22 protein-coding genes are annotated in these 20,684 nt (G+C 30.3%); 8 read left to right on the top strand and 14 right to left on the bottom strand.

From position 1 onward, the window contains the following. Nucleotides 1–128 precede the first annotated feature (128 nt). The 3 genes from G594_RS0105865 to G594_RS18410 all read left to right on the top strand — a co-directional run bounded on the left by G594_RS0105865 (nucleotide 129) and on the right by G594_RS18410 (nucleotide 2,360). Complete coding sequence (locus G594_RS0105865; protein ID WP_027097731.1) at nucleotides 129–1,163, top strand: TFIIB-type zinc ribbon-containing protein; 1,035 nt, start codon at nucleotides 129–131, stop codon at nucleotides 1,161–1,163. Then, nucleotides 1,156–1,977: a TPM domain-containing protein gene (locus G594_RS0105860; RefSeq protein ID WP_027097730.1), complete on the top strand. Its 822-nt coding sequence runs from the start codon at nucleotides 1,156–1,158 to the stop codon at nucleotides 1,975–1,977. The genes G594_RS0105865 and G594_RS0105860 overlap by 8 nt, the downstream gene beginning before the upstream one ends. A gap of 137 nt (nucleotides 1,978–2,114) precedes the next feature. Further along, a complete protein-coding gene (locus G594_RS18410; RefSeq protein WP_051195914.1) occupies nucleotides 2,115–2,360 on the top strand; it encodes a TM2 domain-containing protein in 246 nt (81 codons plus the stop codon). A 350-nt stretch (nucleotides 2,361–2,710) separates the two neighbouring features. Here the strand turns inward: G594_RS18410 and G594_RS0105850 are convergent, their stop codons facing one another. After that, nucleotides 2,711–3,610, bottom strand: a complete 900-nt coding sequence (locus tag G594_RS0105850; protein WP_027097729.1) for a DUF7916 family protein — start codon at nucleotides 3,608–3,610, stop codon at nucleotides 2,711–2,713. A 47-nt stretch (nucleotides 3,611–3,657) separates the two neighbouring features. Beyond that, a complete protein-coding gene (locus G594_RS0105845) occupies nucleotides 3,658–4,953 on the bottom strand; it encodes a PTS sugar transporter subunit IIC (protein ID WP_027097728.1) in 1,296 nt (431 codons plus the stop codon). Nucleotides 4,954–5,179: 226 nt separating this feature from the next. Here G594_RS0105845 and G594_RS0105840 point away from each other — a divergent pair, with 226 nt between their 5' ends. Next, complete coding sequence (locus tag G594_RS0105840; protein ID WP_027097727.1) at nucleotides 5,180–6,367, top strand: ROK family transcriptional regulator; 1,188 nt, start codon at nucleotides 5,180–5,182, stop codon at nucleotides 6,365–6,367. A 92-nt stretch (nucleotides 6,368–6,459) separates the two neighbouring features. Here G594_RS0105840 and G594_RS20060 read toward each other — a convergent pair whose 3' ends face one another. Then, nucleotides 6,460–6,624: a hypothetical protein gene (locus G594_RS20060; protein ID WP_155849286.1), complete on the bottom strand. Its 165-nt coding sequence runs from the start codon at nucleotides 6,622–6,624 to the stop codon at nucleotides 6,460–6,462. A gap of 178 nt (nucleotides 6,625–6,802) precedes the next feature. On the opposite strand from G594_RS20060, the gene G594_RS0105830 reads away from it, so the two are divergent. Both G594_RS0105830 and G594_RS0105825 read left to right on the top strand, forming a co-directional pair. Next, nucleotides 6,803–7,795: a sulfide/dihydroorotate dehydrogenase-like FAD/NAD-binding protein gene (locus tag G594_RS0105830; protein ID WP_027097726.1), complete on the top strand. Its 993-nt coding sequence runs from the start codon at nucleotides 6,803–6,805 to the stop codon at nucleotides 7,793–7,795. Beyond that, entirely contained in the window at nucleotides 7,792–9,069 is a 1,278-nt protein-coding gene (locus tag G594_RS0105825) for an FAD-dependent oxidoreductase (RefSeq protein WP_027097725.1), read from the top strand. Before G594_RS0105830 ends, G594_RS0105825 begins: the two co-directional genes overlap by 4 nt. Before the next feature lie 43 nt (nucleotides 9,070–9,112). On the opposite strand, the gene deoC is transcribed toward G594_RS0105825, so the two are convergent. Together deoC and G594_RS0105815 are read right to left on the bottom strand one after the other, a co-directional pair. After that, entirely contained in the window at nucleotides 9,113–9,778 is a 666-nt protein-coding gene (deoC, locus tag G594_RS0105820; RefSeq protein WP_027097724.1) for a deoxyribose-phosphate aldolase, read from the bottom strand. Nucleotides 9,779–9,850: 72 nt separating this feature from the next. After that, a complete protein-coding gene (locus G594_RS0105815; RefSeq protein ID WP_027097723.1) occupies nucleotides 9,851–10,711 on the bottom strand; it encodes a D-alanyl-D-alanine carboxypeptidase family protein in 861 nt (286 codons plus the stop codon). 140 nt (nucleotides 10,712–10,851) lie between these two features. Here G594_RS0105815 and G594_RS0105810 point away from each other — a divergent pair, with 140 nt between their 5' ends. Together G594_RS0105810 and ytfJ are read left to right on the top strand one after the other, a co-directional pair. Further along, complete coding sequence (locus G594_RS0105810; protein WP_027097722.1) at nucleotides 10,852–11,415, top strand: DUF2953 domain-containing protein; 564 nt, start codon at nucleotides 10,852–10,854, stop codon at nucleotides 11,413–11,415. Beyond that, complete coding sequence (ytfJ, locus tag G594_RS0105805) at nucleotides 11,408–11,893, top strand: GerW family sporulation protein (protein ID WP_027097721.1); 486 nt, start codon at nucleotides 11,408–11,410, stop codon at nucleotides 11,891–11,893. The genes G594_RS0105810 and ytfJ overlap by 8 nt, the downstream gene beginning before the upstream one ends. 63 nt (nucleotides 11,894–11,956) lie before the next feature. Here ytfJ and scpB read toward each other — a convergent pair whose 3' ends face one another. The 9 genes from scpB to G594_RS0105755 all read right to left on the bottom strand — a co-directional run bounded on the left by scpB (nucleotide 11,957) and on the right by G594_RS0105755 (nucleotide 20,682). Beyond that, a complete protein-coding gene (gene scpB, locus G594_RS0105800; RefSeq protein WP_034865976.1) occupies nucleotides 11,957–12,577 on the bottom strand; it encodes an SMC-Scp complex subunit ScpB in 621 nt (206 codons plus the stop codon). Then, on the bottom strand, nucleotides 12,558–13,307 hold the full coding sequence (locus G594_RS0105795; RefSeq protein WP_027097719.1) for a segregation/condensation protein A: 750 nt from the start codon (nucleotides 13,305–13,307) through the stop codon (nucleotides 12,558–12,560). Before G594_RS0105795 ends, scpB begins: the two co-directional genes overlap by 20 nt. Before the next feature lie 118 nt (nucleotides 13,308–13,425). Further along, nucleotides 13,426–14,607 (bottom strand): D-alanyl-D-alanine carboxypeptidase family protein, encoded by a 1,182-nt coding sequence (locus G594_RS0105790; RefSeq protein ID WP_027097718.1) that lies wholly within the window; start codon nucleotides 14,605–14,607, stop codon nucleotides 13,426–13,428. Nucleotides 14,608–14,777: 170 nt separating this feature from the next. Next, nucleotides 14,778–16,082, bottom strand: a complete 1,305-nt coding sequence (locus tag G594_RS0105785; RefSeq protein ID WP_027097717.1) for a pyrimidine-nucleoside phosphorylase — start codon at nucleotides 16,080–16,082, stop codon at nucleotides 14,778–14,780. A gap of 20 nt (nucleotides 16,083–16,102) precedes the next feature. Next, entirely contained in the window at nucleotides 16,103–17,272 is a 1,170-nt protein-coding gene (locus tag G594_RS0105780; protein WP_027097716.1) for a phosphopentomutase, read from the bottom strand. A 53-nt stretch (nucleotides 17,273–17,325) separates the two neighbouring features. Beyond that, the gene (locus G594_RS0105775; protein WP_027097715.1) at nucleotides 17,326–18,204 is read right to left on the bottom strand and encodes a tyrosine-type recombinase/integrase; all 879 of its coding nucleotides are present in this window, start codon (nucleotides 18,202–18,204) and stop codon (nucleotides 17,326–17,328) included. A gap of 85 nt (nucleotides 18,205–18,289) precedes the next feature. Further along, nucleotides 18,290–18,922, bottom strand: coding sequence for a stage II sporulation protein M (spoIIM, locus tag G594_RS0105765; protein ID WP_027097714.1), 633 nt, complete (start codon nucleotides 18,920–18,922; stop codon nucleotides 18,290–18,292). A gap of 272 nt (nucleotides 18,923–19,194) precedes the next feature. Continuing rightward, nucleotides 19,195–19,728, bottom strand: coding sequence for an NUDIX domain-containing protein (locus tag G594_RS0105760; RefSeq protein WP_027097713.1), 534 nt, complete (start codon nucleotides 19,726–19,728; stop codon nucleotides 19,195–19,197). Nucleotides 19,729–19,845: 117 nt separating this feature from the next. After that, nucleotides 19,846–20,682 (bottom strand): hypothetical protein, encoded by an 837-nt coding sequence (locus G594_RS0105755; RefSeq protein ID WP_027097712.1) that lies wholly within the window; start codon nucleotides 20,680–20,682, stop codon nucleotides 19,846–19,848. Between the last annotated feature and the right edge of the window lie 2 nt (nucleotides 20,683–20,684).

Here is a 20,684-nt window from a genome sequence, read left to right as displayed (position 1 = left end):
TGTCAATACTTTTATTAAAATATTTTTTAAGTTCATACAATAGTCCTAATTTCAATTTACACCACATATAAGATTATGATACCATTTGTATGGAATATACTATGGATTATTTTATCGGAGGAGAAAATATGAGTACTATAACTGAATATAATTGTCCTAATTGTAATGCAGGATTAGAATTTAATCCTGAAATTCAAAAATGGAAATGTAATTACTGCTTTAGTGAATTTAATGAAGATGAAGTTGATGCTATAACTAAGGAAAATACCAGTCATACTGAAGAACATATAGGTGATTTAGATAGTTATACTTGTACAAATTGTGGTGCAGAATTAATAGCAGATGATACAACAGCAGCAACATTTTGTATTTATTGTAGAAGTCACTCTATAATAAAAACTAGATTTTCTGGAAAATTCGCACCCAAAAGTGTTATCCCATTTAAAATAGGTAAAGAAAAGGCTCAAGAAATCTATAGAGCTTGGATTAAGAAAAAGAAATTTGCCCCTAAAGGGTTTAAGGAAAAGAAATGTATTGAAAAAATCACTGGTATATATGTGCCTTTTTGGTTATTTGATAATAATGTAAGAGGAGAACTTAGTGGTAAAGGTACAAAAGTTCATTCTTGGTCAGATGGTGATTACAATTATACAAAAACTAAGTACTATAATATTATAAGGGAATGTACTTCTAAATATAACGGAATACCTGTAGATGGACTAAAAAAATTAGATGATTACTTAATGGAGGAAATAGAGCCATATAATTATGGTGAACTAACAGATTTCTCTATAAAATATATGTCTGGATTTATGGCTGAAAAATATAATGTAGATGCAACAGAAGCAAAAGACGTTGCAAGTAAGAAAGTTGAAAAATATCTAAGCTCTAGATTAGCTGAAACAGTATCTGGTTATAGCACTTTTAACCCAAACTCTAATAGAGTTACCATAACTAAAACTGATTATAGTTATGCTATGTTACCAATTTATTTACTAGTTAATGAGTACAAAGGTAAAAAATATGAATTTATTATAAATGGACAAACTGGGAAAGTTATAGGTGAAGCTCCTACTGATCATGGCAGTCAAATTAAATATGCATCAATTATATTTATAATAACTTGGTTAATTATTGTGTTTGGAGGTGCTGCAATTGTCTAGAAAATTTAAATCACTTATTTGTTTATTTATATTTTTAATAACTTTATCACCCATTAATGTTAAGGCAACTGAAACTAAAAATATAAAGGACTATTTAAATTATTTATCAGAACCTGAAGTTCAACAATTACAAGGTAGTATTGATGAAATTGCAAATAAATATAATTTAGACACAGTAATAGTTATTACTGATAATACAGAGGGTAAAACTTCAATGGAGTATGCAGATGATTTTTATGATTATAATAATTATGGTTTTGATTCCGAAAAATCAGGTGTTTTACTATTAGTAAATATGGATGCTAGAGAAATTTGGATTTCTACAACAGGAAAGGCAATTAATATATTTAGTGATACTAGAATAGATACTATGATAAATGATATAACACCTTATTTATCAGATGGAGATTATGAAGGTGCTAGTAGCAAATTCCTAGAAAGCATTGATTACTATGGTACTAAAGGAGTAGTTACTGATGATGAGGATTTAAGTATTGAAGAGAACTCTACTCCACCTTCTTTTTCTAGTAGATTAAAAGAGAAAATTATATCTCCAGCTACTTATGCTATTGCTTTAATAATATCACTATTAGTTACATTAGTAGTTACATTAAAATCTAAGCGAAATGTTACTGTTAACAATAGAACTTACGAAGATAAAGGATCTTTCTCCTTAACTAATATGCAAGATATATTTGTTGGAGAAAATACCACTAGAAGAAAGATTCAAAAGCAATCTAATAATTCAAGTCATAGTACAACTCATACTAGTAGCAGTGGAAGTACTCATGGCGGAGGCGGCGGCAGCTTCTAAGATTAATTTTACAAATAATATATGGAAAGCAGATAGTTGTATAAACTTACTCTATCTACTTTCCTTTTTTATTTTTATAAATTTACAATTAATGGTGTATAATATAAGCAAATAGTATTTTAGATTGGAGGATACATATGAAAATTATAGATCTATTAAGAGAGCCTTATGAAGAATATAATAGCTTACCTAAAAAAGAAAAAAGTAAATGGACTGCCCTTTTACTTTGCCTATTCTTTGGTTTCTTAGAAGCACATAAATTTTATGAAGGCAAACCTACCGTAGCTGTTCTTTATGCTTGTACTGCTGGTTTGTTTGGATTCGGCTGGCTCAAAGATACTATAACTTATATTTTATTTACACCATATGTATACACTCTTTAATTATAAAAAAGGTTTAGCGAATATTTATTTTGCTTGTTCCGTCGCAAGCTCCAAGTCACATGGAAACAAATATCCCCCCACGCCTACTAAAGGTAAGGAAATTATAAAATTACTATCCTTTGATTTATAGCTAATTCAAATTTTATCCTTTCCTCGTATAATAAAAGTAAGAGGATAGCTAGTTGCTATCCTCTATTTTTGTATCTTAATTTAAAATTTAAATTCCTTAATAATAAACTCCTACTATGATTTAAAAAAACAAATTTTAGAGTTCCTCTCAAAAAATTCTAAGAATCCTAATTTTAACTATATATTTATATATTTATAACAATATATAAATATTTATTTAATTAACGATTTATTGAACGTGCAATCATGGATACAGTATGACGAACACCACGAATAGCCTTGCTCATGGCCAAAATATTCTCATAAGGTGCAACCCCACCATAACCTGCATCTCCAATATGTTGAATATCCACTCCACAAATCTTGTTACGAATAGCAATTTGTTTGATAGTATCCTCATCAGAGCTTTCTTGGCTAGTTCCAATTGCACTTAATACAAGCGCACCTTTACTATGTGCTAGTTTAACTACTTCTTTTAATTCACCTTCATCAAAACCAGGTACTGTTCCAACTGCTGGAACCAAAATAACATCTGCACCTGCCTCAATGAATGACTCAATAGCTTTCATATCAGCAACTGGTTCATCAACACCAGCACCATGCATCTTGCCTGCAATAATTAACCCAGAGAAATATTTTTTTGCCAACTTAATTGTCTTTTCAATCTCTGTATTTGTCACACCTGTACCAGGATTTCCAGTAAAGCAAACAAAATTCATTCCAAGTCTTTCAATCTCTTTAATTGTCTCAAGATTAGCTTGTCTACCCTTACTGATTGTTAAACGATCCTCGGCCATATTTGCCTCTAAATCTACTGGCTCTAAGTTTACACCTATAGGACGTCCCACTAAATTTTGTAGTTCCTTTACAAAGGATTCTTCCTTAACTTCTAGTCCAAATATATATGGTTTTAAAACATCTACTCCATTAAGAAGAATTAGATCAGCTCCAAAAGCTCTAGCAATTTCTGAATTAGTAATATCTCCTATAAATGATTCCCTTGTTGCTACATTTTCTGAAAGAATAACCCTTCCTTCACTTGCTTTAATACTTTGTTTTAACTCTTCTGCGTTCATTCCTAATATTTCTGAAGCATTTGCACTAATTAATCTTTTACCCATAACTATTCCTCCAAAACTTTATCTATATCAACTGCATTTATTTTAACTTAATTTATTTCAGCTGCTTCTAATTCTAAATTCTTCTTTTCAACACTTTGATAGAAGAACCAATAAATTGCTATATCAACAAGTATTAATACTATTTGTAAAATAGAACCGCTTATATGTCCTCCAGTTGTAAGGAATCCACTAATAATTGGTGGCATTGTCCATGAAACAGCAATACCTGTGGTAGTAGCAACTAATCCCGAAGCCATTGCTGTATATGAAATTACTGCATTAGCTATTGGTGCTAAAACAAATGGTATCAATAAAGAGAAATTCATTACTATTGGTAATCCAAACATAGCTGGCTCATTAATATTGAAGATACCAGGTGTTAATGTTAAAGGTGCCATCATCTTACTAATTTGGCTAGCTCTCTTACGTCTTGCTACAATAGCAATAACTATTACTAAACCTAATGTAGCTCCCCCACCACCGATATATACAAAGTTATCCATAAATGGCTCTGTAATAATATTAGGTAATTTTGCAGTAGCATCAGCCTGGAATATTAGACGGTTTGCATCTGAATTCATAAGCCAAATTGGCTTAAGAATACTATTTACAATATTACCACCATGAATACCAACCATCCAGAATAAACTATTTAAGAATACTGCAATAATTGTTCCAAAAATATTGTTACCAAGTAATCCTAATGGACCTCCTAAAACCTTTAAAAGTAAATCATGTATATTTCCAATACTAGCTTTATCCATAATTCCAAGAACAACTAACCATAACGTTATAATAACTGCACCTGGAATTAAGGCACTAAAACTTCTTGCAACTGCAGGTGGAACTGCATCTGGTAACTTTATTTGTATATCCTTTTTAATAAACCACTTAAAAATTAAAGATGAAATAATACCCACTATCATAGCTACAAATAAACCTTTACTTCCCATAAATCCTACTGGGATTCCTGCTCCTGCTTCACCACTTACAAAAGGTGTTACAACAACAAAAGAAGAAAGAGATATAATTCCTGCTGAAACACCATCAACATCATATTGACGTGCTAAGCTATTAGCAATACCAAAACTTGCAACTAATCCCATTAATCCAAAACTACTATCAACGCCCTTCCATAAATAAGCATCAACACCTACAGCTGTTAACCAATCAGTCCAAGCCTTTACTGGAAAACTTGCTATAATCATAAATAAAGAACCAATGATAATTAAAGGCATGCTTAATGTAATACCATCACGTATTGAAATAAGCACTTTGTTTGAGCCTAATTTTGATGCTATAGGCATCAACTTTTCTTCTAAAAATTCACTTAAATTTTTCATATTAACCTCTCCCTCTTTTAGTTAATTATAAAATATAATTTAATAATTATATTTAAACATTTTCAAAAGATATATTGATAATAAATAATTATTTATTAACTAAATAATATATTATCAGCTATAATTTGTCAACAATATTTTCAAGTTTATATGGATAGTTGTTTATAAATTATAATTAATATATACTTATATTAATAGGAATATTAATATTGAAAGGATGACTATTATGAAAATCACCAAAACACAAAGAAACATAAGATTTAAAATTTTAGATAAAATTTATTCTAAAGGACCTATTTCTAGAATAGATATTTCAAAAGAAACTAACATAACTCCTGCAACCGTTAGCGAAATTACTGGAGAAATGATCAATCAAAAGCTTATTCACGAAATTGGAGAAGCTATCCCTGAACAGAGCAAATCTGGGAGAAAAAAAATACTACTAGATATTTCTCCTAATCATAGTTTTTATATAGGAAGTGAATTATCTCAAAAATATATATCTTTCTGTTTAACAGACAATACAGGTAAAATTATTAAAGAAAATTCCTTTGTATTAAGTCATTATGATTTAAACAACACTTTAAGCGAATATTTTTATACTAATAAATTACAAGAATTCATAGAATCATGTGCTGAATACAACCCTAAAGGAATTGGAATAGCAATTCCAGGTCACTTCCATGATGAAAGTAAATCCATTATTACTAATAATCCATTTTGGAAAAACTTTAATATTAAAGTCTTACTAGATAATATTCAACTACCAATCTTTTTTGAAAATAACGTTAAATGCATGACTTTAGCAGAAAGATTACTATTTAATAATGGTAATGATGATAACTTTATATTTTTCCATGTAGGTAGAGGAATGTTTTGTTCATATATGTATAATGGTGAACTATATGCTAAAAATAATTATCTAGTTGGAGAAATCGGACATATAGTTGTTCACCCAGATGGAGAACTATGTGAATGCGGTAAGAGAGGCTGTCTTCAAACTTATGCAAGTGAAGCCTGGATAATAAAGAAAGCTCAAATTATTTTTGATAACTCAGAAAGTACATATCTAAAGCAATTAGTTAGTGAAAAGGATAAGATAACAATAGATACTATATTAAAAGCTTATCTGTTAGGTGATGAAGGTATAATACATATACTTCATTCTGCAATTAAATATCTTGCAATTACACTTAATAATTTATATATGATGATTGATTCAAATAAAATTATTATTCATGGAGAGTTATTTAAAGAACCTTTATTATCAAGTTTATTAAAAGAACACTTAGATAAAGAATTAAATTTACTAGGTTTACAGAATAATAAAGATGTTATAATTAAGAACTATTATAATTATACTGGAGCTTTAGCTGCTTCTGCTCTTTGCATAAATGAACTACTTATTAAATAATAAAACCCACCTGTAAAACAGGTGGGTTTCTCTGTATTTATAAGACCATTTATAACTTATTAATTTGACATAGCTTCTTCTAAAACAATATCTCATATATACATAAAATATAATCCTTTTTTAGTTTCTACATTAATTCTATAGAATGATAGTATATAACTTTCAGTTTCAATACCTTCCATAGTCTTGCAACTTTCTACTTCTATCTTATTATTATCAAATACAACTTCATTTACATTGATATTTACAAGTTTCATCCCTATTATTTACTTTACCAAAGCCCGTTCCCTTCTACCCTCTTCTATTAAAAGCATAATCACTTAATAAAATTAACTTTGTTCTACTTTTATGAATTAAACATTAACAGTGTAACAAAATATTCTACAGAAAATACCTTAGTATAAGAAGTAATTTTCTTTAAAAAAGGAGTGCTTAATGATAAAAGAAAGAATGGACTGTATAGATTGTGGCACTGAATATTGTCCTTGTCATCTGGCAGAATCAGGAGAATGTATTATGTGTTCACAACTTCAAGGGGAATGCTTTTGCGACTGTGTAAATTGGAAAGGTGTCTGTGTTTATCAAGAACTTTTTAATAATGGAATGAAGGCTAAAGAAGGAAGAAAAACATACAATTGTGAAGTTACATTTGCAGAAGAAATAGACGAAGGTGTAATTATGATTAAATTTATAGCACCTCATAAACTAGCAATAGATCTAGTTAAACCTGGTAGCTACATTTTTATTAGGACAGATGAGAACAACTTCTTCGATGTTCCAATATCCATTATGGAATCTGATGTAGAAACAGATATTATTACCATTGTAATTGAAGTCAGAGGAATTAAAACAAAGAAAATAAAAGAAACAAAAGTTGGTCAAGAAATAGTAATTAGAGGACCTTATTGGAATGGAGTTTTTGGTTTTGATAATATCTCAAAACAGAAAGAACAAAATTGTTTAGTTTTAGCAAGGGGTATTGGAATGGCTCCAATGATGCCTGTCATAAGAAAGCTTGTAACCTCAAATAATGAAGTTGATGTTTTTATTGATAAAGCTCCTTTCAAGAATATTTTTGCAAGTGAATATTTAGATAAGTTTAATATCTTTCCTAAGGAAACCAACTTACTTAACAAAGGCAAATTATCAGATGAAGGTAAATTTATTATTTCCCAATCCATCCACGATAAGAATATAAGTCATATTCACTTAGCTGGTGCAGATATTCTAACTTATTCAGTAATTGAATATTTAGATGAACTTGATAGAGCTGATATTACACTTTCATGCTGTAATAATTTTAAGATGTGTTGTGGTGAAGGAATCTGTGGCGCTTGTACTGCTAGATTTTCAGGGCATAGAGTTAAGAGGTTCTGTAAATTGCAATCAGATCCAAGAAATATTTTTGAGGGGAGAAGGTTTATATGAGGATTATCATTATTGGCGGTGGCTGGGCAGGATGTGCAGCTGCTATTAGTGCAAAAAAAGCAGGAGCAGAAGTTCATATATATGAAAAAACAGATTTATTACTTGGACTTGGAAATGTTGGCGGTATAATGAGAAACAATGGAAGATATACTGCATCTGAAGAACTTATTGCTTTAGGCGGTGGAGATTTAATTAATATTACTGATGCAAACTCAAGACACAAAGGCATAGATTTTCCAGGGCATAAACATGCCAGCCTTTATGACGTCAACAGGATTGAAGGTGCTGTAAGAGATTATATCAAATCTTTAGGAATAGTAATTCACATGGAGAAAAGAGTTAGAGATGTTGAATTTGATGGACATAAGATAAAAGGTTTATACTTAGCTGATGATAGCTTTGTAGACGGGGATATTTTTATTGAAACAACAGGAACTACAGGTCCTATGGGGAACTGCTTAAGATATGGAAATGGATGTTCAATGTGTATTTTAAGATGTCCATCATTTGGACCTAGAATTTCAATAAGCGAAAGATGTGGTGTTCCTGACATTCAAGGAGAAAGAGCTGAAGATGCTTTGGGTGCTATGTCAGGTTCCTGTAAATTAGCAAAGGAAAGTCTTTCCGATGAAATTAATAAGGTGTTAAATGAGAAAGGTGTTGTTGTTTTAAAGGTTCCTACTGAAGATGTTAACTACGGCAAATTAGATACAAAGGTTTGTCAACAATACGCATTAAAAGAATTTGCTGAAAATGTAGTACTTTTAGATACTGGACATGCAAAATTAATGACAACTTATTATCCTTTAGAAAAATTAAGGAAGATACCAGGACTAGAACATGCTAAGTATGTGGATCCATATGCAGGAAGTAAAGGTAACTCAATGAGATATCTATCTGTTGCTCCTAGAACTAATGACATGAAGGTTCAAGGAGTGGATAATTTATTCTGCGCTGGAGAAAAAAGTGGTCTTTTTGTTGGACATACAGAAGCTATATGTACAGGCACCCTAGCTGGCCATAATTCAGTAAGACTTGCACTAGGATTGCCACTTCTTATCCTTCCAAGTTCAATTGCTATTGGAGATATAATTTCATATGAAAATGAACAATCTAAAACTAGAGATGGAAGAAAGGTAAGATATACTTTTGCAGGTGCTGGCTACTTTAAGAGAATGCAAGAACTAGGACTATATACACTTAATATAAAAGAAATCAAGAATAAAGTAACTAAACTTAATTTAGATAATATATTTAATACAAAACTTTGTTAAAAGCATAAGTAAAAGAGCTGTTTATTAAAACAGCTCTTTATTATTAATATCCTGTTACTTCTTCTTTGTTAATTATCTTTATAATTGAACTTGTTCCAAGTCTTGAAACACCAAGGTTAATAAAGTCTTCTGCAGTAGCTAAATCTCTTACTCCTCCAGCTGCTTTTATCTTTACATTTGGTCCAACATGCTTAACGAAAAGCTCTATATCTTCTCTAGTTGCTCCACCTGTTCCAAATCCAGTTGAAGTTTTAATGAAATCTGCACCTGCATTTGTTACAACCTTACACATACTAATCTTTTCTTCTTCAGTTAGGAAGCAAGTTTCTATTATAACCTTAAGTATTTTAGAACCACAAGCCTTCTTAATTTCTCTTATTTCTTCTTCAATTAGGTCATACTTCTTATCCTTTACATGACCTAAGTTAATAACCATATCTATCTCATCTGCACCATTTGCAATGGCATCCATTGTTTCATAGATTTTTGTAGCTTTTGTCATATATCCATTAGGGAATCCTATTACTGTACAAAGAGCTAATTTATCTCCCACATAATTTTTCGCTTCTCTTATGTAAGATGGAGGAATACAAATTGAAGCAACTTCATACTTCATTCCTTCATCACAAATTCTCTTAATATCTTCCCATGTAGCTGTTTGAGATAACAAAGTATGATCAACAGTGCTTAAAATTTTCTTTTTATCCATAACATTACTCCTTTAATTTTTATTCACTTTTAGATTATCAAAAAAAACTAATAATGGCAAACCAACTTTATCCTATTCTGTCATTACCATCTCTTTCATATTCTCATTCTGAAATGCCATCTTTTCAGCCACATGCTTATAAATCTTATCAGTTTGACTCCATCTATCAGGACAATTTAAAACTACTATAATTATATCTCTTCCATCATGATTAACCGATGATACAAGACATTTTCCAGCTTGACCAGTGTATCCTGTTTTAACCCCATTAGCTCCCGGGATTTTCCAAAGGATTTTATTTATATTATTGTAGTCTCTTGAGAAGCCATAAGTATCTTTTCTTATTTCCTTTGTTCCAACCACTTCTCTAAACATATCATACTCCATTCCCTTAGCTGTTAAAACAGCTAAATCATATGCAGATGAATAGTGACCACTTGAATCTAAACCATGAGGAGATTCAAAATGGGAATCAAGTAATCCTAAGCTCTTTGCATAGTGATTCATAATTTCTGCAAAGCCTTCAACTGAGCCACCAATTCCTTCAGCTAAGGTAATTGCTGCATCATTACCTGACCTATACATTAATCCAAATAATAATTCTTTTATGGCAATTTCCTCTCCTGCTTTATAACCAACCTTAGAGCCTCTTATAGAAGCTGCATTTTTACTTACAGTAAACTTTTCATCTAAGTTTCCTCTTTCTATGGTAATTAAAGCAGTTAATATTTTAGTTGTACTTGCCATTGGTACTAATTCATATCCATTTTGATTAAATAGAATTTGTTTGGTTTCTCTATCCATAGCAATTGCATTTCTTGCACTTACTCTAAAGTTGTCCTTTGGAGATGCAAGTACATTCACTTGCATGAATAAAGAACTTAATAATACTGTACTTAATAATATTGATAATTTTCTCGCATAAAGTTTCATCAAAACCACCCTCTAATTCTCTTTTCTAAGTGTAGTTTGTCTAAATAACTAAAAAATAAACCTCTTACCATAAAAAAATAAGAAGTTTATTTTGGTTTAAATAGGCAATAATATAAATGTTATATGTTTGGAGGAGTACTATGAAGATTTTTCTAATTATTATCCTTCTTATTTTATTGCTCCCTATTCCTATTAAGCTTAGTATTTGCTACAGTAAAGAAAATTATTATATAAAATTATATAAGTTTACAATTTTGAAAAAAGGCACAAAAAATGGGGTAGAAAATAATAAGAAGAAAATCAATGAAAAAAAAATAAATGAAACTAAAAAGAAAAAGACTTCAAATTTCTTTTTCACAAGATCTTTTGATCCTAAGAAAATAGTTAAGGCTTTAGATAGGAATAAATTTAAGCCAACACTAAGGCTTGAAGGCTCTCTTTCATACTCCTTAAATGATGCAGCTAAAACTGCAATATCATATGGAGCTATCTCTGCAACAATGCCTTTAATACTTAGAATAATAAATGTATTTTTTAAATCAAAAAAATTTAAATTTCCTATTACTCCTCAATTTAAAGATGATTTTATAGTAAATTTTGATATAAAAAGTATAATTTTCTTATCACTAGCTCAAATTATATATATGTTATTTTTAATAGCAAGAGGGTCAGTACCCAAAAAGGAGGTAAAAGACAATGAATAATGAACATCCAGTAGAAACTTTAATGAAAAGTACTATGGAAAACTTAAGAGATATGGTTGATGTAAATACTGTTATAGGTGATGTTGTAGAAACTAAAGACGGTAGCTGTATTATTCCAATTTCTAAAGTATCCTTTGGATTTGCATCTGGTGGTTCTGAATTTGGAGAAGCTAATACAAAAGTAAACTCTAACAGTGACTACCCATTTGGTGGTGGTTCAGGTGCTGGAGTATCAGTTAAACCTGTAGCATTTCTAGTAGTAAAGGATAATGCTGTTAGATTAATGCCTGTAGAACAAGACAATACATATGATAGGATTGTTGATACTGTACCACAAATTATAGATATGGTTAAAGACTTATTTAAAAAGTCTGGAAGTTGCAATGAACAACCTTCTAGTAATACAACACCTGATGTAGACCTATATCCTGATGATTTTGAATCAACAGATAAAGCAATTCATTTAGATAACCAATAATTCTCCTCTTAATGTTAAAGGGATATTAGAATTTCAATTAATAATTCTAATATCCCTAATTATTTATTCTTCACTATCTAATGCAATCTCTTCTTCAAGCTCTTGCTCTTCTTCTACAGCATAAAGGTCAAGAGATGGAAGCTCTTTAAGATCGTGTAATCCAAATTGTCTTAAAAATTCTTCTGTTGTACCATAAAGAATTGGTCTACCTGGAACTTCTAATCTTCCAACTTCCTTTATTAAGTCCTTCTCTATAAGCTTTTGAATGGCACTATCAGACTTAACTCCTCTTATTTCATCAATATCAATTCTTGTAATAGGTTGTTTATATGCAACTATTGCAAGACTTTCTAATGAAGCCTGTGAAAGAGACTGTCTTTTATTCTTCTTTAATAATTTTTGTATGTAATCGCTATGCTCTGCCTTAGTAACTAATTGATAAGCACCATTTATAGATATAAGCTTTATTCCTCTTGATACTTCATCATAATCCTTAATCATTTCATCTAATAACTCTTCTACATATTTAGGAGTAGCTTCAAGGTTAATTGCTATATCTCTTAATGATAGAGGTTCTCCACTTACAAATAGCATTGCTTCAATTATTCCTTTTTGAGTATCTTTTCTTGATACTTCCTTAAACTCGAACTGTCCTATGTCAAATTTATTCAACCTCTTCTTCATTCCTTTCAATTAATATTTCTCCAAAGCTTCCTGTTTGGTATACCTTTACCATTCTTTGTTTCATAAGTTCTAAAAGCGCTAAGAAAGTAACAACACATTCAAGTTTACATTCACATTCCATCATAAGGTCTGAAAACTCTGTAATCTTTTTTTCTTTTAACTTTTCAGAAAGATAATCAAATTTATCTTCTATCTTATATTTATCAACATATATTTTCTTCTGTATTACATTTCCTTTATTTTGTTTATTTAAATATATTTCCAGAAGATTATTATAAATATTATATAAATCAAGTAAGGTTACATTTCTTAATAATTCATCATTATCTACTGGTCCTTTAATCTCCTCTATCACTTCTGGCTTCTTGGTATAAATATTACCAGAGCTTGTATACTTTCCTTTAAAGAACTCAGTTGCTTCTTTAATCTTTTTATAGATAATAAGCTTTTCTAATAACTTCTTTTCTATATCTTCTTCATCTTCCTCTTCAACTTTGTGCTTAGGAAGAAGAGTCTTAGATTTTATCTCTATTAAAGTTGCAGCAACTACTATAAATTCAGAAGTTATCTCAAGATCCATTTCCTTCATCTCATCTAAATATCTTAGATATTGATTAGTAACCTTATATATCTCAACATTATAGATATTCATTTTATTCTTTTTTATTAAATGCAGCAATAAGTCAAAGGGCCCTTCAAAGTCAGCCACTTTAATCTTAGGTAATTCCATTAAAATTCCACCTTACTCTTCTATTTCATACATTTAGTCATACCTTATTATAATACCAATTTTGAGCTAATTAGACAAGCTAAAAAGGTGATAGAAGTACACTTCTATCACCTTTAAATTACTTAAAAATATTCTTTATATTATACTTGATAGAATCAAAGATTCCACCCTTCTTAACGTCTCTATCACAATAAATCTTAACTTCTCCTACCTTTTCTTCTCCAAGGTATACTTCACATTTACCTACTATATCTCCTGCTTTGTATTCGTCCTTAACTTCATCCATAACGACCTTTTTAACTAATTCGCCGCTATTTCCCTTTGGTACTACAACTTCTAGATCATCCTTAGCCTTAGCCATAAAGAACCTATCAGTTTGTTTACCCATTTGTACCTTATCTACATCTTCATCCTTAGATACAAGCTTCTTTCCTTCATATTTAGAGAAGCCATAGTTCATTAATATACCTGCATCTCTATTTCTGATTTTATATGTAGGTGCCCCCATAATTACAGCTAACATTCTTACTCCATTTCTTTTTGCAGTAGCTGAAATACAATACTTAGCCTCATTAGTAAAGCCAGTTTTTAGTCCATCACAACCTTCAAAAAATCTTACAAGTTTATTATGATTAACTAATTCAATTGGGGATTTTCTTCCTTCAGAGATTGTTTCCATATAAGTTCCTGAATATTTTAATATAGTTGGATGTTTCAACAATTCACGAGACATTAATGCTATATCTCTTGCTGTTGAAAGATGCCCTTCACATGGAAGTCCATTACAATTTTTAAATGTAGTATTTTTCATACCTAATTCTTTGCATCTTTTGTTCATCATGTTTACGAAATCTTCTTCTGTTCCACCTAGGTATTCAGCTAAAGCTACAGCAGCATCATTACCAGATGCTATTGCTACACCTTTTAATAACTCTTCTACTGTTCTAACTTCTCCTGTATCAAGTAACATTGTGCTTCCGCCCATTTTTTTAGCATTTTCGCTGCATGTTACCTTGTCATCTAATTTAATCTTACCACTATCTACAGCCTCCATAGTTAATAACATTGTCATTATTTTCGTTACAGAAGCTGGAGCAAACTTTTCATCTATGTTGTTTTCATATAGAACTTTTCCTGAAATAGGCTCCATAAGTAAATATGATTTTGCTTCTATACTATTTACTCCTCCACCTTTAGACTCTTCTTCCTTAGCACTTGTTAATATTCCTACAGGTAATAATAAAATAGATAGTATAATCATTAATGATAGAGATATTGATTTAATTATTTTCTTATTCATTTATCTTCCTCCCTTCAAGAATATTGTTTCCAAGTAATAAAAAAATATCACACTTTGTCGAATTATATAAGTTCAAAGAGAAAGAAATTGAATAGATATTGCTTTTATATAAAGCAGAAAAACTGTCTACGCAGATGATTTTAATCATCTACGAGACAGTTTTTACTTAATTAACGTACTATATCATATATTAATGGAATCTTATCTTCATATTCATCTGAAATTTGAATATCCCTAAGTATCTTCTCAACAGCTTTATGTCCTTTGTTTTCATCGTTAGCATATATTCTAGCTAAGATGTCTCCTTCAGATACTTTTTCTCCTCTTTTCTTACATAAAACAATTCCTACAGCTAAATCTATAACACTTTCCTTCGTTGCTCTTCCTGCACCTAACTCCATTGCAGTTAAGCCCATTTCTTCAGCATGAATTTTTGAAATTGTTCCAGACTTATTAGCTTTAACTTCTATAATATATTTAGCCTTAGGTAAAAGATCTGTATTATCAACACAAGCTGGATTCCCGCCTTGTGCTTTAACAAATTCTTTTAATTTCTCTAAAGCTTTACCGTTTTTAATATTTTCTAAAAGAAGCTTCTTTCCTTCTTCAAAGTTTTCAACTTTATTAGCCAAAATAAGCATATTGCTTCCTAAAGTTAATGCTAATTCAAGCAAGTCTTTAGGTCCATTTCCTTTTAAGGTATCAATAGCTTCCTTTATTTCTAATGCATTACCAATAGCATATCCTAATGGTTGATCCATATCTGAAATTACTGCTATTGTATTTCTTCCTACATTTTTACCTATAGAAACCATTTCTTCTGCTAAGGCCTTTGCATCCTCTGGAGTTTTCATAAACGCTCCATCCCCAACCTTAACATCAAGAACTATTCCATCTGCACCTGAAGCTATTTTCTTGCTCATTATACTTGATGCTATAAGAGGCATGTTATCAACTGTAGCAGTTACATCTCTTAAGGCATATAATTTCTTGTCAGCAGGTGCTAAATTAGCTGTTTGACCAATTACTGCTATTCCTATATCATTTACATTTTCCATGAACTTTTCTTCTGAAAGCTCCACTGAAAATCCTTTAAATGATTCAAGTTTATCAATTGTTCCACCTGTATGACCAAGTCCTCTACCACTCATTTTTGCAACTGGCACTCCACATGAAGCTACCATAGGTGCTAAAAGTATAGTAGTAGTATCACCAACTCCACCTGTTGAATGCTTATCAACTTTAATTCCTTGAATTTTATCTAAGTTTAAAGTTTCTCCAGAGTGAACCATAGACATTGTAAAGTCTGCTGTTTCTCTCTTATTCATACTATTAAAGAAAATTGACATAAGCAAAGCTGATGCTTGGTAATCAGGTATTTCTCCCTTTGTAAATCCTTGAATGAAAAAATCTATCTCTTCCTTAGATAGTTCTTCTCCTCTTCTTTTTTTCAATATGACATCATACATTCTCATATGCCACAGTCCTCCTATCTTTAGATAATCTCATTTATAAAGGATTTCCCTTCTAAGTTATTATCTATTCCTAAGTAATCCAAAACACTTTTTCCTATATCCGTAAAGGAATCTCTTATTCCTAATTCAGTTCCACCCTTAACTTTTTTACCATATACAAGTATTGGTATGTACTCTCTAGAATGATCTGTACTTTCTGTTGTAGGGTCACACCCATGGTCAGCTGTAATAATTAAAATATCTTCATCTCTTAGCTTTGAATATATTTCATTAAGTCTGCCATCAAAATCCTCTAAAGCTTTTCCATATCCTTTCGGATCATTTCTATGACCATAAAGCATATCAAAATCCACTAAATTTGTGAATATTAACCCATTATCAATCTTATCCATATATTCCAGAGTCTTATCAACTCCATCCATGTTATTTTTTATGTGAACAGCCTCTGTAACGCCTTTTCCATTATATATATCTTCTATTTTTCCGACAGCAGCTACACTCATTCCATTTTCTTTTATATATTCTAAAGCTGTCTTACCAAATGGATCTAAAGCGTAATCTCTTCTGTTTGAAGTTCTTTTAAATGATCCAACTTCTCCAACAAAAGGTCTAGCAATTACTCTACCAACAACATCCTCTCCAACTAACATTTCTCTTGCTATTTCACACATCTTATAAAGGTTACCTAACCCAACAACCTCTTCATGTGCAGCTATTTGGAACACACTATCAGCTGATGTATATATTATTGGATATCCTGTCTTTACATGCTCTTCTCCTAGCTCTTCAATAATTGCAGTTCCAGAGGCAACCTTATTACCTAAAATCCCATCTATCTTTGCTTTTTTCTTAAAATCATTTATTATTTTATCTGAGAAACCATTAGGATAGGTATTTAGAGGCTTATCAAGAATTACGCCTCCAATTTCCCAGTGTCCTGTTACAGTATCTTTACCAATTGATTTCTCACTGCTCTTTCCAAAGGCACCAATAACACTTTCTTCTTTTCCTAATGCCTTAACGCCCTCAATATTACCAAGACCTAACTTCTTTAAGTTTGGTATATTAAGTCCCTTGCAAGCTTCAAAAGTATGGTCTAAAGTATGACTTCCTTTATCTCCATACATTTTAGCATCAGGCATCTCTCCTACTCCAACACTATCTAAAACTATAAGTACTACTCTTTTCATAAGTAAAACTCCTTTCTATTCTATACTTATCTTTTGTAAAATTGATAAAATTATTATGCTCTAGGATGAGTATTACGATAGATTAAATTAATTTTATCACTATTTATTATTTCATAATAGGTATCCATATAAGTTAACACTTGATTTCCAAGTAACTTTTGCACCGCCCTAACATTAGCTCCATTTTGAAGTAAATGTACTGCAAAAGAATGCCTAAATGTATTTAGATTAACATCCTTATCAATTCCTGCTCTATGAGAATACTCTTTTACTATTCTCCATATGCCTTGTCTTGTTAACTTTTGGCCATTTAGATTTACAAAAAGATTTGTTACTCCTGCATCTGCAACTTGATCCCTTATTGCAAGATACTCTTCAATTGCTCTACAAGCACTTCTTCCTATAGGAATAAGTCTTTCAAAATGCTTATTATCTATACATTTTACAAATGATAAATCTAAATTTACATCTTCAACATTTACAGATATCAATTCTGATACCTTCATTCCTGTTGCATACATCAACTCTAAAAGCGCATTATCTCTAATTCCCTTTGGTCCATCTTTATCAACAGACCTTATTATTTTATCTACTTCCTCAACAGTTAAAATTTGTGGTAATTTCTTTGTGGTTCTACTGCTCTTATAACTTATCTTTGGAATATCATTAACTAGTGACCTACTTTTTAAATAGCCATAAAAACTCCTCAAACTTATAACTATTCTATTAATAGAACGCTCAGATTTACCTTGGTTTAAGAGATGTTGTATATAACCCATTATTGCTACATTATCTGAGGTATACAGATTCATTTCTTTCTTTTCTAGGTACTTAGAATAAAGATTTACATCAGTTACATAGGCATATACAGTGTTCTCACTTTTATCATTTTGTAACAAATAATCTTTATAATTATTTATAATTTCTATCATTGCTCTCTCCTACACCATTATTTATATTATATATTCGACAAATTAATCTTTTTCCCTTCATTTATCTTCCTATGTTTCTTTCTTTTTATAAATAGAATTTAGTAACCACAAATTTAACTATGCTTGGACATACGTAAGTTTCAAGTATAACCCCTAAAACAAATAATCCTAATAAAACAATAAGATAACTTCCTATACCATTTAGATTAATATTTACAGGAATAGACTTCTTTGAAAACTTTTCTTTTAATTTTTCTGTAGACATTGATAATGCAAATACACTTAAAGCAACATAGCATGGAATGTAAATTAAGTTCTGAGGAATTGTAGCAGCTAAGGCTAGTCCAATTCCTTTTCCTTCAAAAGTTGTAAGCAAAAAACCAAAAGTATATCCTAAGGTGAATCCTTTTATTAAATCTAATATTAATATTATAGGTGTTCCAAAGAATGTAAACCCTAGAACTATTATTGGTATTATTAATATAAAGTTCTTTTTAACTATGTCCAACAATAATGCTCCATAGTCTACAGGTCTTTCACCTATACCATTAACAAAGACAGTAAAGTAACTTGCTAAATCATTTTTATCTCCTTCGTTCATATACTTTACTAAATAAACTCCTATTACAATTCCTACACAAAAGAACAATAAGACTAATAAATAGTAAATCTTGTTTTCCCTAAAAGTTTCATTAATTTTTTCCATAGCACCCTTCATCTCTTACTCCTCCTAAAGTATGTATACCCTATAATATGATTAGAAAAGTAAATTTATGCATAAGACCTAACCATAAATATGTAAATACAATTATTATTAAACGAACCTTTTTTCCTAGTATTTTACTTATAGAACCACCAAGAGAGTAATTTATAAATATTAGTCTTTTAGTAATTATGGTACTCTCAATAATCTACTTATTAAAATTTTTAATTCCATAGAGCTAAAAAAACAGGTTAGCGTAAAATATTAAATTTACACTAACCTGTTTACTATTGGCATTGAAGCATATATTGACATAAACAATTAATAGATTTTGTATCTATTATATCTCCTTTTTTAACCATTTCTTTCATTTCTTCAATTGAGACCTTAATGATTTCTGTAAACTCATCTTCATCTCCACCCTTAATTCCTTCATATATTCCAGTTGCAAGGTATAGATGAATTATTTCATCACAAAAGCCTGGTACCGTACATATCTTTCCTAAGTATTTAAATTCCTTTGCTTTATATCCTGTCTCTTCTTCTAATTCTCTTTTTGCACATAGGATAGGTTCCTCACCTTTTTCTAGCTTTCCTGCTGGCACCTCAATAATTACTTTATTTAAAGCTGTTCTAAACTGTTTAACTAAAATTACTTCACCATCATCAGTTAATGGTAAAATTGCAGATGCTCCTGGATGTCTAATAACATCTCTACTAGCTAGGTTTCCATCAGGTAACTCAACATCTATATTAGATACTTTTAAAAAGTTTCCTGTATATCTTTCTTCTTCTTTTAAAATCTTTTCTGAAATATCCATTTTATCTTCCTCTTTTCTAATATAATTTCTTATTTCTATTATACTTAATTATATGTTAGCTATCCACTTTTCTATAGAATAAAGAGTAGCCATCATTACTATGACTACTCTTTTACATTAAGCTTTTCTCTTTTTGAAATTATATATTAAGATAACTCCACCTGAAAGCACTATTAACACAATAAAAATATTCTTTAATAAATTATCACTTGTTTCTACTTCATTAGATGATGCATCTTCTTTATTATTTAAATCATTATTTTCTAATGACTCATTAGGCTCTTCATTACTATCATTAGAGTTTTCATCTTTATCCTGACTATTATCATTATCTGGATTCTCTTCATCTTGACCTAAATTATTATCAGTACCTGGCTTTTCTCCGTCTTGTCCTGAATTACTATCATTCTCCGGTTTTTCCCCATCTTGGCCTAAGTTGTTATCATTATCTTGTCCATTAGATGCCTTAATAAATTTAAACTCTTCATTATTATTTGATGGTAAACTATCCATTTCACCATCTTTATTTTTATCAGAATAGATAAATTTAAATTTGCCCTTACCATTTATATTATAGTTAGCATTCATTTCACCTTTAACTTTAATAGATGCTACCTTAAGATTACCGTATTCAACTAAGTTTTTGCTTGAAGTAACATAGATATCCACTACGTTTTCTACACTATCATACTTATAATTTTTAACTACGCTTTTATCACTCAAAGTATCACTCCATGTTAAAGAATCAAGAGTTACATCTCCATCTATCTTTAAACTAAGGCTAAAAGATTTAACTTCATAATTTATTTTATCAACAGATATTTCTACAGTGTTTGCTTTTTCTTCTACTCTTTTTATATTTGTTTCCACTGATGCAGAAGTTATTTTATATGGCATAACTATCATCATAGCAGACAACATAAAAAGCCCAACTATTTTTTTTATGTTCTTCATAG

The sequence above is a fragment of the Clostridium paraputrificum AGR2156 genome (assembly GCF_000424025.1).
In the GTDB taxonomy this organism is placed as follows: domain Bacteria; phylum Bacillota; class Clostridia; order Clostridiales; family Clostridiaceae; genus Clostridium; species Clostridium paraputrificum.
This window is presented reverse-complemented; position numbering and strand designations above follow the sequence as displayed.

Excerpts from the sequence above, each read along its gene's own strand:
- ytfJ (WP_027097721.1), top strand. The coding sequence starts at position 11,408 with ATGAATAATGAACATCCAGTAGAAACTTTAATGAAAAGTACTATGGAA.
- G594_RS0105775 (WP_027097715.1), bottom strand. The coding sequence starts at position 18,204 with ATGATAGAAATTATAAATAATTATAAAGATTATTTGTTACAAAATGAT.
- G594_RS0105830 (WP_027097726.1), top strand. The coding sequence starts at position 6,803 with ATGATAAAAGAAAGAATGGACTGTATAGATTGTGGCACTGAATATTGT.
- G594_RS20060 (WP_155849286.1), bottom strand. The coding sequence starts at position 6,624 with ATGAAACTTGTAAATATCAATGTAAATGAAGTTGTATTTGATAATAAT.
- G594_RS18410 (WP_051195914.1), top strand. The coding sequence starts at position 2,115 with ATGAAAATTATAGATCTATTAAGAGAGCCTTATGAAGAATATAATAGC.
- scpB (WP_034865976.1), bottom strand. The coding sequence starts at position 12,577 with ATGAAGAAGAGGTTGAATAAATTTGACATAGGACAGTTCGAGTTTAAG.
- G594_RS0105840 (WP_027097727.1), top strand. The coding sequence starts at position 5,180 with ATGAAAATCACCAAAACACAAAGAAACATAAGATTTAAAATTTTAGAT.
- spoIIM (WP_027097714.1), bottom strand. The coding sequence starts at position 18,922 with ATGAAGGGTGCTATGGAAAAAATTAATGAAACTTTTAGGGAAAACAAG.
- G594_RS0105790 (WP_027097718.1), bottom strand. The coding sequence starts at position 14,607 with ATGAATAAGAAAATAATTAAATCAATATCTCTATCATTAATGATTATA.
- G594_RS0105845 (WP_027097728.1), bottom strand. The coding sequence starts at position 4,953 with ATGAAAAATTTAAGTGAATTTTTAGAAGAAAAGTTGATGCCTATAGCA.
- G594_RS0105760 (WP_027097713.1), bottom strand. The coding sequence starts at position 19,728 with ATGGATATTTCAGAAAAGATTTTAAAAGAAGAAGAAAGATATACAGGA.
- G594_RS0105810 (WP_027097722.1), top strand. The coding sequence starts at position 10,852 with ATGAAGATTTTTCTAATTATTATCCTTCTTATTTTATTGCTCCCTATT.
- G594_RS0105825 (WP_027097725.1), top strand. The coding sequence starts at position 7,792 with ATGAGGATTATCATTATTGGCGGTGGCTGGGCAGGATGTGCAGCTGCT.
- G594_RS0105785 (WP_027097717.1), bottom strand. The coding sequence starts at position 16,082 with ATGAGAATGTATGATGTCATATTGAAAAAAAGAAGAGGAGAAGAACTA.
- G594_RS0105865 (WP_027097731.1), top strand. The coding sequence starts at position 129 with ATGAGTACTATAACTGAATATAATTGTCCTAATTGTAATGCAGGATTA.
- G594_RS0105815 (WP_027097723.1), bottom strand. The coding sequence starts at position 10,711 with ATGAAACTTTATGCGAGAAAATTATCAATATTATTAAGTACAGTATTA.
- G594_RS0105850 (WP_027097729.1), bottom strand. The coding sequence starts at position 3,610 with ATGGGTAAAAGATTAATTAGTGCAAATGCTTCAGAAATATTAGGAATG.
- deoC (WP_027097724.1), bottom strand. The coding sequence starts at position 9,778 with ATGGATAAAAAGAAAATTTTAAGCACTGTTGATCATACTTTGTTATCT.
- G594_RS0105780 (WP_027097716.1), bottom strand. The coding sequence starts at position 17,272 with ATGAAAAGAGTAGTACTTATAGTTTTAGATAGTGTTGGAGTAGGAGAG.
- G594_RS0105755 (WP_027097712.1), bottom strand. The coding sequence starts at position 20,682 with ATGAAGAACATAAAAAAAATAGTTGGGCTTTTTATGTTGTCTGCTATG.
- G594_RS0105795 (WP_027097719.1), bottom strand. The coding sequence starts at position 13,307 with ATGGAATTACCTAAGATTAAAGTGGCTGACTTTGAAGGGCCCTTTGAC.